At 66.3% G+C, this 12,486-nt stretch carries 11 protein-coding genes; 3 read left to right on the top strand and 8 right to left on the bottom strand.

Annotated features, from left to right (window positions below; all coding sequences use genetic code 11):
• Positions 1-63: 63 nt before the first annotated feature.
• Both IEY87_RS40950 and IEY87_RS40945 read right to left on the bottom strand, forming a co-directional pair.
• Positions 64-552 (bottom strand): protein-tyrosine phosphatase family protein, encoded by a 489-nt coding sequence (locus IEY87_RS40950; RefSeq protein WP_189144261.1) that lies wholly within the window; start codon positions 550-552, stop codon positions 64-66.
• Between the two features lie 20 nt (positions 553-572).
• The gene (locus IEY87_RS40945) at positions 573-1,163 is read right to left on the bottom strand and encodes a CGNR zinc finger domain-containing protein (RefSeq protein ID WP_189144260.1); all 591 of its coding nucleotides are present in this window, start codon (positions 1,161-1,163) and stop codon (positions 573-575) included.
• A 77-nt stretch (positions 1,164-1,240) separates the two neighbouring features.
• Between IEY87_RS40945 and IEY87_RS40940 the strand changes: the two genes are divergently transcribed.
• Entirely contained in the window at positions 1,241-1,780 is a 540-nt protein-coding gene (locus IEY87_RS40940) for a DUF488 domain-containing protein (protein WP_225278128.1), read from the top strand.
• On the opposite strand, the gene IEY87_RS40935 is transcribed toward IEY87_RS40940, so the two are convergent.
• Entirely contained in the window at positions 1,758-2,618 is an 861-nt protein-coding gene (locus IEY87_RS40935; RefSeq protein ID WP_189144259.1) for a DUF8757 domain-containing protein, read from the bottom strand. The two genes, IEY87_RS40940 and IEY87_RS40935, sit on opposite strands and share 23 nt — an antisense overlap.
• A 558-nt stretch (positions 2,619-3,176) precedes the next feature.
• Here IEY87_RS40935 and IEY87_RS47355 point away from each other — a divergent pair.
• Positions 3,177-3,632: a phosphotransferase family protein gene (locus IEY87_RS47355; RefSeq protein ID WP_372462292.1), complete on the top strand. Its 456-nt coding sequence runs from the start codon at positions 3,177-3,179 to the stop codon at positions 3,630-3,632.
• A gap of 36 nt (positions 3,633-3,668) precedes the next feature.
• Here the strand turns inward: IEY87_RS47355 and IEY87_RS40925 are convergent, their stop codons facing one another.
• Entirely contained in the window at positions 3,669-4,352 is a 684-nt protein-coding gene (locus IEY87_RS40925) for a TioE family transcriptional regulator (RefSeq protein WP_189144257.1), read from the bottom strand.
• Between the two features lie 90 nt (positions 4,353-4,442).
• Here IEY87_RS40925 and IEY87_RS40920 point away from each other — a divergent pair, with 90 nt between their 5' ends.
• Positions 4,443-5,609 carry an erythromycin esterase family protein gene (locus IEY87_RS40920; protein WP_189144256.1) on the top strand — a complete coding sequence of 389 codons (1,167 nt, stop codon included), beginning with the start codon at positions 4,443-4,445 and terminating at the stop codon, positions 5,607-5,609.
• Between the two features lie 185 nt (positions 5,610-5,794).
• On the opposite strand, the gene IEY87_RS40915 is transcribed toward IEY87_RS40920, so the two are convergent.
• From IEY87_RS40915 to IEY87_RS46880, 4 genes are all read right to left on the bottom strand, one after another.
• Positions 5,795-10,066: a caspase, EACC1-associated type gene (locus IEY87_RS40915; protein ID WP_189144255.1), complete on the bottom strand. Its 4,272-nt coding sequence runs from the start codon at positions 10,064-10,066 to the stop codon at positions 5,795-5,797.
• Positions 10,056-10,430: an effector-associated constant component EACC1 gene (locus IEY87_RS40910; RefSeq protein WP_189144254.1), complete on the bottom strand. Its 375-nt coding sequence runs from the start codon at positions 10,428-10,430 to the stop codon at positions 10,056-10,058. The genes IEY87_RS40915 and IEY87_RS40910 overlap by 11 nt, the downstream gene beginning before the upstream one ends.
• 61 nt (positions 10,431-10,491) lie before the next feature.
• Positions 10,492-11,385, bottom strand: coding sequence for a WD40 repeat domain-containing protein (locus IEY87_RS40905; RefSeq protein ID WP_189144253.1), 894 nt, complete (start codon positions 11,383-11,385; stop codon positions 10,492-10,494).
• A gap of 222 nt (positions 11,386-11,607) precedes the next feature.
• On the bottom strand, positions 11,608-12,411 hold the full coding sequence (locus IEY87_RS46880) for a helix-turn-helix transcriptional regulator (protein ID WP_263653225.1): 804 nt from the start codon (positions 12,409-12,411) through the stop codon (positions 11,608-11,610).
• Positions 12,412-12,486 lie beyond the last annotated feature (75 nt).

Genomic DNA, 12,486 nt, shown 5'->3' with positions numbered 1-12,486 from the left:
CGCGGCACCGTACTTCGCCTGTCGCTTGTCGGGGACGTAGTGACCTACGGCGTCGTCGTGTGATCAGCTCTGGTCGCGCGGATTCGAGCGGATGGCGGGTGGGAAACGCAGCACCCAGCGGCGCTGCCAGGGAGTCTCGACGGCCCTGGGGTGGTGGTGCTCGCGCGTCCAGGCGACGGCGTCGGCCCGGTCGATGCCGGCCAGGACGGCGAGGCAGGCGATGACCGTGCCGGTGCGTCCGACGCCGCCCCCGCAGGCGACCTCCACCGCGGCGCCCGCCCGTGCCCGCTCATGCAACGCGCGGATCTGCTGTACGGCCAGGTCACGGTCACGGGGCAGCAGGAAGTCGGGCCACTGGATCCACGTGTGCGGCCACCGCAACTCGCTCTCGTGGCGACGCCGGAGCCGGCCTTCGCCGAGGTACAGGCCGAAGTCGGGCGTCGGCCCGGCCGGCAGCGGATAGCGCAGGCCCCGGCCGCGGATCCAGGAGCCGTCCGGGAGTTGGAGAGCGCCTGCCAGCGGCGATCCGCCGGCCGGGCTAGGGTCCTGCATCGGGTTCTCCTCGTGTCGTCTCATTGGGTGACGCCGCCGCCCAGCCGGTGCCGTGCGCGGTGATTGGCGACATTGAGCCGGTTACCGCACAGCTCAGGCATGCAGTAGATGCGGCGTCCCCCGCGACTGGTGTCGACGAACACCCCACGGCAGCCCGGCGCGACGCAGGCACGGAACCGCCCGTGCCCGAGCGTCCGGACGGCGCCGAGCAGCCCGATGCCGATGAGCGCGGCCAACTCCTCGGCCAGTGACGCGCCCGGCGCGGTCGGGACGTACCACTGCCACCGCCCACCGGCATCGCGATCCAGCACCGGACTGAGCCCGGCCCGCCCGGCCAGCACGGCGGCACCCGCGACGGCCTGCTCCTCCGTCTCGGTCTCCACGATGCCCCGCGCCTCCCGCCGCAGCAGATGAACCTCCCGAACGTCGTGGCCGGTCGGCGGCCCATCCGCCAGGGCGTCGAACCGCAGCCCATGCCCCACAAGAAACCGCGCCAACGCTTCAGAATCCGGCAGAGCCTCCCCCTCCGCACTCCGCACAGTGGGCGAGGTATTGGCCAATTCCCCAGCCAGAGCCGCCCCCACCCCATAGTCAACGATGGAGACCCGCATACTCCCACCCACTTTCCTGTAACCGATTAAATGGAACTATAACCCTTACATCAGGCGGAAGCGACTGGTGCCGGCCGGTGTTCGATGCAGGGATCACCGGCTTTACGGTGGGTTCTGGCAACATGATGACGGCTACGACCAGGCATGAGAGGGTGCAAGGCATGTTCGCAAACGATCAGCGCGCTGGAGTGGTCGGCGTCGGCTACGAGGGGTGTGACCTCGACGGTTTCATCCAGCGGCTACAGCATGAGGGCGTGACACTGCTGATCGACGTACGTCTCAACCCGATCTCCCGCAAGCGGGGTTTCAGCAAGACGGCCCTGTCCACCGCCTTGGCCGACGCCGGTATCTCCTACGAGCACATGCGCGTGTTGGGCAACCCGAAATGGAACCGCTCAGGGTTCGGCGGTAGTCCGGCAGAGCTGGGAACCGCTCGCGGCATCTACGCCCAATCCCTGGATGACGACGACGCTCGTGATTGTCTGGAGCGGATCGCATCGACCGCCCGGCGGCAGCGAGTGGCGGTGATGTGCTTCGAGGCGGACGAGCTCCGCTGCCATCGAGACCTGATCCTGGAAGCAGTCCGCGAACGGTTCAACTTCGCGATCTCAGCGTAGGGCGTTCGGGATAGACAACGCCCAGAACGATGAAGCTCCGTGGGTGCGCTTGTTGGTTGCCGACGAAAAAGATCGTGTCGCGCTTCGGTGAGCACATCATGTCCCAGAACTTCTCACGAATGACCCGCTTCAGACCTTCGTCATCGCAGTCGTTGAACCGGCGCTGCAGAGCGGCGAACTCCCAATCGTAGATCCCCTGACGATGGGTCGGACAAGTGGCCAGGTGGCATCGATACTGGTACCAAGCTTTGAAACGGGGCGCCTGTAGGGCAGTACGGGGCCCCACGTCGAAGAGGTCGAGCTGCTGTACATACCGAGTGATCTTCGCGTGCTCCTCAGGAGTCCACCCGGGGTGGGGTTTGATGTCGAGCCTGAGGATCTCCTTTGGCCGGATCGCTGCGAGTGAGCGTGCTCCCGGGTGGTCCCGAACGCCGTTGATGAGATCGCACATCGATTCTTCGACGTAGTCGTCAACGTAGGACATACGCCGGTCCCAGCCTTTGACCTGCTTCTCGACCACGAAGCTATCCGCGCGTGGGCGCCAACTCTCCGCCCGCGGATCACTGGTGTTCGGCTTGGCCTCCACCGTAACGATGTCATATTTCTTGAACTGGCTATCTCCATCCAACTCTCGAAAATTGATGGGATACAGTCGTATCCATCCGGGATTGTCAAGATCGAGCCGGAGGGCTGCGATGCAGACCGTTTCACCGTAAGTCTCAGATGGGTTCGGAGCGGCCTTAACAGTGATCAGCACCCTTATCCGCTGATAAGTCGATCCAACCGGCTTGGATTGGCTCGTTTCAAAGTTTGGACCAAACAGCGAAAATTGCCCCATCGTGAGTCCTTTATCCTCAATAGCTCAGCGGCACAGATCCGCTCGGGTAGCGTAACGGTAAAGCATGCATCTGAGAGAGCTAGTCAGGTTCAGCTTCGCTTGAGGAGAGGGCATTGATTAAGCACCGAGCGAGTAAGCTTTCCTTCACGGTGACGTAATGCGCATATCGCCTGTACCGAGAGTCGATCAGCGCCGCGACGGCGGCCACGAGCGCCCGGCCGAGAATCGAGTTGACTGGCAGGCATGGGAGAGCAGGCGCGACCAGGGGGCCCGACGGTGGAGCAGGCGCTGCTCGGGGGGCGGGTCAGTGGGGCGGTTCGGGTTGGGGATACGGTTCGGCGGCCGGTCGGTCCGGGGGCTCAGGGTGATCCTCAGTTCGTCCGTGAGCTGCTGATTTTTCTGGAGCGGGCTGGATGGGCGGGCGCTCCCCGGTTTCTGGGGGTGGATGGGCAGGGGCGGCAGGTTCTGAGTTTTCTGGACGGGCACGTTGCCTGGGACTGGGAAGGTGGACAGCCTGAGGCGGTCGGCGGTGATGGCAGTCTTGCCCGGGCCGGCGCGTTGGCCCGGGAACTGCACGACCTGACCGCCGGTACGGCTCTCGCCGGGGAGAGTGAGACGGTCTGTCACAACGATCTGTGGCCGGGGAACATCGTCTACCGTGACCTCGGGCAGGGGCTGCGGCCGGTGGCGTTCATCGACTGGGATCTCGCCTCGCCCGGTGCGCGGCTGCACGATGTGGCCCGGCTGTGCTGGCAGTACGCCGGGTGGTGGGAAGGGAGCGACCCGGCCGAGGTGCGGCGGCGCTCCCAGGTGATCTGCGAGGGGTACGGTCTGGGCGACCGGTCCGAGCTGGTCGAGACCGTGCTGTGGTGGCAGGACCGCTGCTGGCGGGGGATCGATCAGGCGGCCGAGGCGGGGGATCCGGCGATGGTACGGCTGCGCGACTCCGGCGCGGTCAAGCAGGTCAAGGCCGGGTATGCGTGGGTGGCTCGGCACCGTGCGGAGCTTCGTTGAGCCGGTTGCGCTGATCTCAGCGTCGGGCCGTGGGCTTCAGGGTTCGCGGGCGGAGAGGTAGGTGTCCAGGGTGGCGGCGCCCTTGAGCATGGCGCGGCTCCGGGTGGACAGGCGGGTCTGCCAGTCGCGCAGGGTCGACTCCAGCGGGGCGACGCCTCCGGCCGAGCGGACCTGGGCGAGCAGCGGAGCGATCCGCTCCAGCAGGTAGCCGCCCCGCCTGAGCTGGTGGGCCAGCCGGACGTCCCGTACGTCGGCCGCGCTGTAGATGCGGTAGCCCGTCCGCGGATCGCGGCGCGGCCGGACCAGTCCGGCGTTCTCCCATGTGCGCAGGGTGGCCGGGCGTATATCGAGCCTCCTGGCCAGGGGGCCGATGAACGTGTCGCCGCGCTCCTGCGGTACGGGCGCCAGATCGCGGAGCGCGGCTTCGACGGCCTGAAGGGTGCGGCGGTCGTCGAGGAGCTGGCCGTGGCTCTCGTCGATGAGCCGCAGCGCGTCCTCGGTGTCACCCCGGTTGACCGCCCGCATGATCGACGTGGCCGTGCGGTGACCGTGCCCGGCCGCGAGGGCGAGGAAGGCGCGCAGGGCTTGCGCGTGCAGCGGCGTGTAGGTGCGGTAACCGTGGGCGGTGCGCTCGGAGGCGGGCAGGATGCCGGCGTCCTCGTAGTTTCTGATCGCCTGGGTGGACAGGCCGTGCTCGCGCGCCAGGTCCACTGGCCTCATGAATGCATCACCGATTGAGGGTCTACCGCGCTGAGAGTGGAGGTTTTCCGGCAAAGCTTACACCGAAAGTTCAACGATACCGTTGAGGGAATGGATATCAAGGACACGGCCCGGCCGCTCGATGGCGCGGGCGTCTCGGCGTTCCTCCGGTCGCTTCCCGCCAGGCCCCTGCTGCTCGGTCTGGGCGAGGCCAGGCACTTCGTGGACGAACTGGGCGAGGTGCGCAACGAGATCTTCCGGCATCTGGTCGAGCACGAGGGCTACCGGTCGTTCGCCATCGAGAGCGACTGTCTGATGGGCCTCGTGGTGGACGACTACGTCACGACGGGCGCGGGAACGCTCGACGACGTCATGGAGCGCGGCTTCAGCCACGGCTTCGGCGCGTTCCCGGCCAACCGCGAGCTCGTACGCTGGATGCGGGCGTACAACGAGGAGCATGACGAGAAGGTGAGGTTCTTCGGGTTCGACGGCCCGCTGGAGTATTGGGCGGCGAGCCCGCGCCAGGCGCTCACCGGCCTCTACGCCTTCCTGGAGGGTCCGCTTCCCTGCACCAGGGAGACTCTCGACACGCTGCTGGGCCCGGACGAGCAGTGGTCGAACGAGGCCGCGGCCATGGATCCGTCCCAGTCGATCGGCCGGTCCGCCGACGCCCAGCGGCTGCGGCTGATCGCCGACGACCTGGTGGCGCTGCTCGACACGCAGGCCCCACGGCTGGGCGCGGAGGACAGGGAGCGGGCGGCACTGTACGGGCGCACCGCCACCGGCCTGCTTCGCTATCACCACTGGATGGCCGACGCGTCGCCGGCACGATGGGGCCGGTTGTCAGCCCTGCGGGACGCGATGATGGCCGCCAATCTGCGTGCCCTCGCCGAGCACGGTCCGGCCCTGGTCTTCGCCGGCAACCTCCACCTGCAGCGGAACAAGAGCCTCATGTCGTTCGGCGACCAGACGCTGGAGTGGTGGGGCGCGGGGGCGATCACCGGAACGCACCTGGGCGACCGGTACGCCTTCCTCGCCTCGGCCCTCGGCACGGTCGGCGACGACACCCCGTCCCCGGACACCGTCGAGGGCCTCCTGGCCACGCTCCCGTGGGACCGCGCTCTCATCGACGCCGGCCGCCTGGCCGAGGCCGTCACGAAGCCCGCCCCGCGCATCTCCCAGGATTTCGCCTATTTCCCGCTGGACCCGGCCCAGCTCGACAAGATCGACGGCATCGTCTTCCTCAAGGAGGCCGTGCGGCTGAAAAAGCTGGGTTGATCAGTCGCGGGTGCCATCCGGCCGGTGACCGTAGCGGCCCGGGGTGCAGCCGTACTCCTTCTCACCGGCCACAGCCGCCCCCACCACATAGTCGGTGATGGAGATCCGCATACCTCACCCGCTTCCCTGTAACCGTTCAAATAGAATGAAAACCCTTACGTCAGGCAGAGGCGACGCGTACACGATCACGGAGAGCAAGGAGGCGTGTAGTCCCTGCCAGGCACGTACACCTGCCATTCTTCCCTCGACAGTGCCGCTCCTGAGACTTTGCAGATCTGCTGGGCGGCCCAGTAAGGATCGAGTCTCCACAGCCGGAGCGACGAGTTCGACGCGCCGGTCGCGAGAAAGCGATCACCTTGGGTGAACGCGATGGCCCCAACCGATGCGCCATGTTCTCTGAACACGGCATAGAGGGTCGGTTGTGCCGAATTGTGGAAATCCCACACGCGGACGGACTGGTCTTGTGATCCCGACGCCAAGCGCTTTCCGTCATGGGACAGAGCCAGCGCGAAAACGGCGCGAGTGTGTCCTCTTAGGACGCCGATGATCTTCGGGCTGGAGGTGTGCGTGACATCCCACACGCGGACTGTTCCGTCGACTCCACCGGTCGCCATGGTTTTGCCGTCGCCGCTGAAAGCCATCGTTATGAGCTTGGCGGTATGGCCGTGCAGAGTTGCCAGTTCCTTGGGGTGGCCGGCGTCACGGACATCCCACAGCTTGATCGTGAAATCGTCGGACCCGGTGGCCAGTACGGGCCCCACCGGGCTGAACGCGACCCCTCCACCGAGATTCTGCCGATGCGCCGCCCATTGTGCCTTGACCACCGGATGCCTCAAATCGGTCACGTCCCAAAGCTCCGCCATGATGCCGTGGGAGAGAGCGAGCAGGTGGCGGTCATGACTCAAAGACACACCGGAGAGACTGGGAGATGTGCCCGGCAGAGTCGCGGTTTTGATCACACTGACCGCTACGGGACGAGACACATCGTGGATGTCCCAGAGCTGTGAGGTGCCGTCGCTGGAGGCCGTCGCCAAGAACTTCCCGTCTGGGTGCAAGGCGACTCCCTTGATCCAGCTACTTTGTCCCTTGAGTATGGCCAGCGGGATCGGGTGCAGCGGATCGGTGGTGTCGGCGAGCTCCACCGAGCCGTTGCCGGAGGCGTTGGCCAGCATTCGGCCGTTTCGTGTGAAGGCCACTTGCATAAGGTTCCCGCCGCTGTAGAGGCGTCCGAGTCCGCCGAGCGCCTGGATGTCAGCGGTGTTCCACAGCCGGACCAACGCGTCGTCCGAACCCGTCGCGAAGAGCCCGCCGTCGGGACGGAACACGATGTCCGTGGCTCCTCCATATTGCGTGATTGCACTCATGTGCCGGGATTGAAGGCGGTCGCTGATGTCCCACACGCTGATGCTGGTGCCCGACTTCGTGGCGGCGTAATGGCCGTCACCAGTGATCGCGACACCGGACACGCCATCGGCGAAGCCCTCCATCCGGGAGATGTAGGTCGGCAGGGACGGTTTCCCGACATCCCAAAGGCGTACGGTTTTGTCGTCCGACGCTGTGGCGAGCGTGTCCCCCGCCGAGTCGAACGCCACCGCTCTCACCGCGCCGGCGTGCCCGCGCAAGGTTCCCACCCTGCGCGGGTCGGTAGTGTCGCCGACGTCGTACAGCGCGGTCGTCCCGTCGGCCCTGCCGATCGCCAGTATGGAGTCGGCGCTGATCGCAAGAGTCCCGACGGAGGACTTCGACGACAAGACATCGCGGCCGATGGGTTTGCGGGGATCGTCGACATCCCACAATTTCACCGTCGTCTCCCCCGAATAGCGGACGAAAGAAGTGGCGAGGATCCTGAGCCGGGGGCTGAACGCCACGACGGAGTAGCGCGCCACTTTGTCGAGGGCCTCGCTGGGAGCCTTTCCACCTGCGCCGGACGCGTTGAGCCTGGACAGTAGTACTGGGTGAGACAGGTTCGAGACATCCCACAGTTCGATCGTCCAGTACAACCCGCTGACGGCCATGAGCTTGCCGTCTCCGCTGAACGCGAGTCCTGTGATGCCACCGATGGAGCTCTTCACCGTGCTGGTGAGATCGGGCTGGGACGGATTCTTCACGTTCCACAGGCGCACGCTGGAATCTTGGGATCCCGTGGCCAGCGTGACCCCGTCCGGGGCGAAGGCGAGGCGCGAGACGGATCCGTTCTGCCCTGCGATTCTCATACCGGGATTGAGGTGAGCCGCGGCGATAAGCGCCCCCTTGGTCTCAGGGGTGTCCGCGATACGGAAGGCCGTAAGTCCTAGCTGCGCACGTAAGGTGAGGTCGCTGAGAGTGTTGGTCGACCCCGCCAGTTGCCCAGCGACGGCAAGGTCACGCTCTTGGGCGTTCTGTGCCGCCAAGCGCAGCGCGGCGAACCCCGCTCCCAAGGCGCATACCAGAGAGATCGCCAGGATGGTGACGGCACCTCTCCGGAGCCTTCGCTGCCAGGCGCTCTGGGTGATCCCCTGCCGGAGAAAGTCGAGTGCCGGCCCGGGGAGATCATGAAATTGGTCAGCCGGGATGGCGGCCTCGGCGGCGGCAAGCCGACGGCCGGAGTAGAGATAGGCGGGATCACGATTATGGCGATGCCAGATCTCGGCGTCCTCCGCGAGACGTTGGGCGGCCAGAATCCGGGCGCGGTCGTTGGAGATCCAATTCTGGAGCTGCGGCCAGGCCTGGATGAGCGCCTCATGGGCGATCTCGGCGGTGTCCTCAGTCACGGTGACCAGGCGGGCCTGCACGAACTTCGCCAGCACGACCCGTTCCACCGCGTCAGGGTCGGGGGGCAGTTGAGACAGCGGCAGACGGCGCCGGGTTTCGGCGACTTCGCCGACGTAGACCAGGCGAAGCATCAGCCGGTGAGCGATCTCCTGCTCCGCGCCGAGGAGATCGCCGAGAGTGGCGTCGGCTGTCACGGCGAGTGAGCGCCTGATGCCGCCGACCGCACGGTAGGCGGCCAGCGTGAGAATACGCCCATCGCGGTGGCGCCAGGTTTCCAGCAGGGCGTGCGACAGCAGAGGCAGGGTGCCGATGCCGGAGCTGCCCGCAAGGTCCTCCAAGAGCAGATCGACCAGGCCCTCCTCCATGGAAAGCCCGGCGACGCGGGTTGGTCCCTCAATCGCCTCCCGCTGTTGGACAGCTGTCAGGGGAGTGACGAGGAGGGGCCTGCCCATGGCACGTTCCAGTTCTGGGAAGGTAGTGCAGGCACCGAAGAAATCAGATCGCAGGCTCAGTACGACAGTCGCAGGCAGGTCTGTGAGTTTCCGCAGGAAAGCGGCACGTTCCGCGTCAGTGACGGGCGCGGTGAACAGCTCCTCCAACTGGTCGACGATGATGACCGCCCGATCGGGCAACTCATCGTGCGGCAGCCGTCTGTCCAGCTCTCCGAGCGGGTCACCGCCCGGCACCATGATCATGCACTGCAACCCGAGCCGGGCCAGTTCAGGCGCCAGGCCGGCGCGCAGCAGCGAGGACTTGCCGGAGCCCGAGGGCCCGGTGACGACAAGGAGGCTCTCACGAAGAGCCCTGTCGACCAGCTTCGCCGTTGCCTCCTCACGTCCGAAGAACAGGGCCGTGTCCTCGGGTCCGAAAGAGGCCAGTCCCCGGTACGGGCTCTCCTGGTCGTTCCCGTCCACCAGTGGCGGCGGGGGAGGCGGGTCCTCGGCGAGGTAGGCCGGGTTCGGTGCCAACGGAACGCGATCCCCGAGGTCAGCCACCTCCCGGTAAGGCAGCGGGAAGCCCTTGGCCGGAAGTGAGCGGACCAGGAATCGGTAGAGATAATCCAGCGTCAGCAGCGGCGGTCCCGTCGGGTCGCCCTCGGTCAGCACCCGGATGAGCTCCCCGCTGAAAGCCGTGTGCCGGTCCCCCAAAGGCGCGAACGACCGCAGGTGGTGGCTACTGGACGCCAGCAGATAGGCACCGGGTGCGCGCACGTTGTCGAACCCGCGATACGAGCCGTTGCCGCGCGGAGCCTCGGCCATGCCGGAGAAGCAGCAGTCGAGGGTCACCACGACGCGTTCGGCCGGGCAGCGGGCCAGCGTCCGCTTGAGGGTGGCGTATGGCAGGGTCTCCAGCAGCGGCACGGCATCCACCGACTTGTTAGTGGCGTGGGTCGCGAGATGCAGGTCCTCGCCTTGATCGTCCTGCAGGCCGTGCCCGACATAGTAGAAAAAGAAGACATCAGAGGCCCCATCCATCGCCTTGATCAGCGCGGCAAGGACCGTTGCGGGATCGGCTGGGTCGACAAGTGTGACGAGGTGCGCGGGATCTAGTCCTCCCACACCGGTCAGGCAGGCCGCCAGGTCCTCGACGGTGGTGGCGACCGACGGGACGGGGGTGAGCCGAGAACCGTCGACGTAGCTGCCCGAGCCCACGATGAGCGCCCTGGCTCCGCTGGCACCGAGCAGCAGCGTCGGCTCAGTCGCCATCGGCCCGCTGCTTGGACAGCGCCGCCACAACCTTCTCGGTGAGCAAGGCGATCTGGTCGGAGTCCATGGTCGACAGCCCCTTGGCGGTCAGCTCGATCTCCTTGCCGTCCTGGTTGAGCCGTACGGTGAACTCGCTCGAACGGTTGCGCAGCCAAGCGATGACTACACTGGCTGCACCGCCGATCGTGCCCCCGGCACCCAGCGTGATCTGCAGCATTTCGATGATGGGCCCGAGTGTCTCGGGGACCGGCTCTCCCTCGACGATCCGTGCCGTACATCGCAGCCCGCGATCGGCGGCGATACGCGCGTACAGGCCGCGCAGCTCATTCCCGTCGCCCGTGGGCACGGTAACCGTTAACTCCATGAGACCTCCGTGTCATGGGACGCTTCGGGGCGGCCGGTCGACGGCAAAACGATCAACACGATCAGGTAACTCGCGCCCGGCGCGTATAGCTCAGGTAGAGATCTTTCTTCCACGCTGACGCGGAAACATCGGCGACCACCCGGCCAATATGTCCACTGAAATTCATAAGTGTCACGATATATTCGCCCGAATCGGCCATGACGCAGAGGAGATGTTCCTCATCCCACCAGCCCAGCGTCTCCTCGGCCTTAGTGGGAACGCGACTGATACTCCGCCCGGTCCGGGCGTCCCAGACGCAGATATTCTCCTCGACCGTGCTGGAGCACTGGGTAACGAACCGCTTGCCAGAAGGAGAGAAAGCGTCCTCTCCGCCGGCAAGTACGCCGACCCCCGATATCGTCCGCAGAACCCGGCCGTCAAGATCGAAAAACCTGACCCCGTCCTGATGACTCGCCACAAGAGAGCGGCCACCGGGAGCCCATCGCAGGCGGGCATCCTTACTCATTCCCGCCACGGTCACAACCCGGGTCGTGCGGAGGAGAGCGTCGACGATCACGAACCCGGTCGGCCGACCCCCCGCCACGATCGTGGCCACCACTCGACGACCGTCGCGGGACCAGTAGGGGGCGACGGTTTCCATGGAGTCTCGCACCGTACGAATGCGCACCGTCTCGACATAGGCCCGGTTCAAAAAGATCATTCCGTCGTAGCCGTGGGAGAAGTCCTTCGGAATCGCCACTACCTTACCGTCGGTCGGGGAAGCCACTACGTCGTTGTACTCTGGCTTTTTGGCGAACCGGTCATCGGCGCCCCGGAGGAGGCGCAAAGGCTCTTCGCCCTTGTAGAGGTTCACCGCGGTGACCAGGAAAGGATCATTCGGCCGCTCATGCAACGTGATGAGGATGTCGGGAATGGGGATGTGAGTCTCGACGATCGGCCATGGGTCGGCGGTCACGGCCGCTCCGAAACCCGGCACGGAGATAACAACACCGAAGACGGACGGCAATAACCTTCCGGGAAATACCACAAGCGCATATTACTTCCGCACCGTGCGGCTGTCGTTGACCGACTCGATGAGCCGGCGGACCTTCTTGGAGTATCGGCTCGCCGAATCGGCGTTTTCTCGCGTGTGGACAAGGGCTGGCCAACTCATACCGGCCCACCCACCAGGACGCTCCTAGCAGGTGTCATCCGGCCGGTGGCCGTAGCGGCCCGGGGTGCAGCCGTACTCCTTGCCGAAGGCCGCGACGAAAGCCGACGGGCTCGCGTACCCCACGCGCCGCGCCACCTCCCCCACCGGGTGCGTGTCCAGCAGCACCCGGGCGGCGCGCAACCGCAGCAGGGTGCGCCACCTCGAGTACGACATCCCGAACTCCCGGGTGAAGTCCCGCTGCAGGGTCTTGACGCTGATGTGCAGCCGTGCGGCCCACTCCTCCAGGGTGATCGCGGCGCCGGGGTCGTGGGACATGGTGCGGGCGACCTCCATGGCGAAGCCGGGGCCGATGGCGTGGTGGCCGACGTAGGCGCGGGTGGTGGCGCCGAGGCCGGACAGGATGCGGGCGCGGGCGGTCAGTGCCTCCGGCTCGGCGCAGCCGGGGCGGGCGAGGGTCTGGATGAGCCGGGCCGCCTCGGCGTCGATGGAGACGGCGCCGGCGCGCAGGCCGTCGAGCGGGGGCGGCACCTCGCGCAGGCACAGCCGGTAGACGCTCTGCCAGTCGCCCCCGCGCACCTCGTGGCTGATGGCCCGTTGTGCCCAGAACGCCTCCCCCTGCCCCACGAACTGGGTGTCCGTCCCGTAGCGGGTGGACAGCACCCCGTCGGGTGACCAGTAGAGCTGGTGCAGGAAGTCCTGCCGCCGCTGGCCGAACTCCAGGACGCCCGCCGCGCGGTATCGGATCACCAGGATCCCGTCCGGCCGGCCGAGGCCGTAGCCGTACTCCTCGCAGGACAGGGGGTCAGCCGGAGGGCCTGCCAGCGACATCGGATGTCCTCCCAGCGACATCGCAGCCAATTTAGGTAAGGATAACCTAACTTTCACTAGATGCCCTCTTTGCAA

Source organism: Nonomuraea glycinis, assembly GCF_014646515.1.
Lineage (GTDB): Bacteria > Actinomycetota > Actinomycetes > Streptosporangiales > Streptosporangiaceae > Nonomuraea > Nonomuraea glycinis.
This window is presented reverse-complemented; position numbering and strand designations above follow the sequence as displayed.

Bases quoted from the DNA above. Each gene is read 5' to 3' on its own strand.
- IEY87_RS40950 (WP_189144261.1), bottom strand. From the start codon at position 552: ATGCAGGACCCTAGCCCGGCCGGCGGATCGCCGCTGGCAGGCGCTCTC.
- IEY87_RS40945 (WP_189144260.1), bottom strand. From the start codon at position 1,163: ATGCGGGTCTCCATCGTTGACTATGGGGTGGGGGCGGCTCTGGCTGGG.
- IEY87_RS40935 (WP_189144259.1), bottom strand. From the start codon at position 2,618: ATGGGGCAATTTTCGCTGTTTGGTCCAAACTTTGAAACGAGCCAATCC.
- IEY87_RS40925 (WP_189144257.1), bottom strand. From the start codon at position 4,352: ATGAGGCCAGTGGACCTGGCGCGCGAGCACGGCCTGTCCACCCAGGCG.
- IEY87_RS40920 (WP_189144256.1), top strand. From the start codon at position 4,443: ATGGATATCAAGGACACGGCCCGGCCGCTCGATGGCGCGGGCGTCTCG.
- IEY87_RS40915 (WP_189144255.1), bottom strand. From the start codon at position 10,066: ATGGCGACTGAGCCGACGCTGCTGCTCGGTGCCAGCGGAGCCAGGGCG.
- IEY87_RS40910 (WP_189144254.1), bottom strand. From the start codon at position 10,430: ATGGAGTTAACGGTTACCGTGCCCACGGGCGACGGGAATGAGCTGCGC.
- IEY87_RS46880 (WP_263653225.1), bottom strand. From the start codon at position 12,411: ATGTCGCTGGCAGGCCCTCCGGCTGACCCCCTGTCCTGCGAGGAGTAC.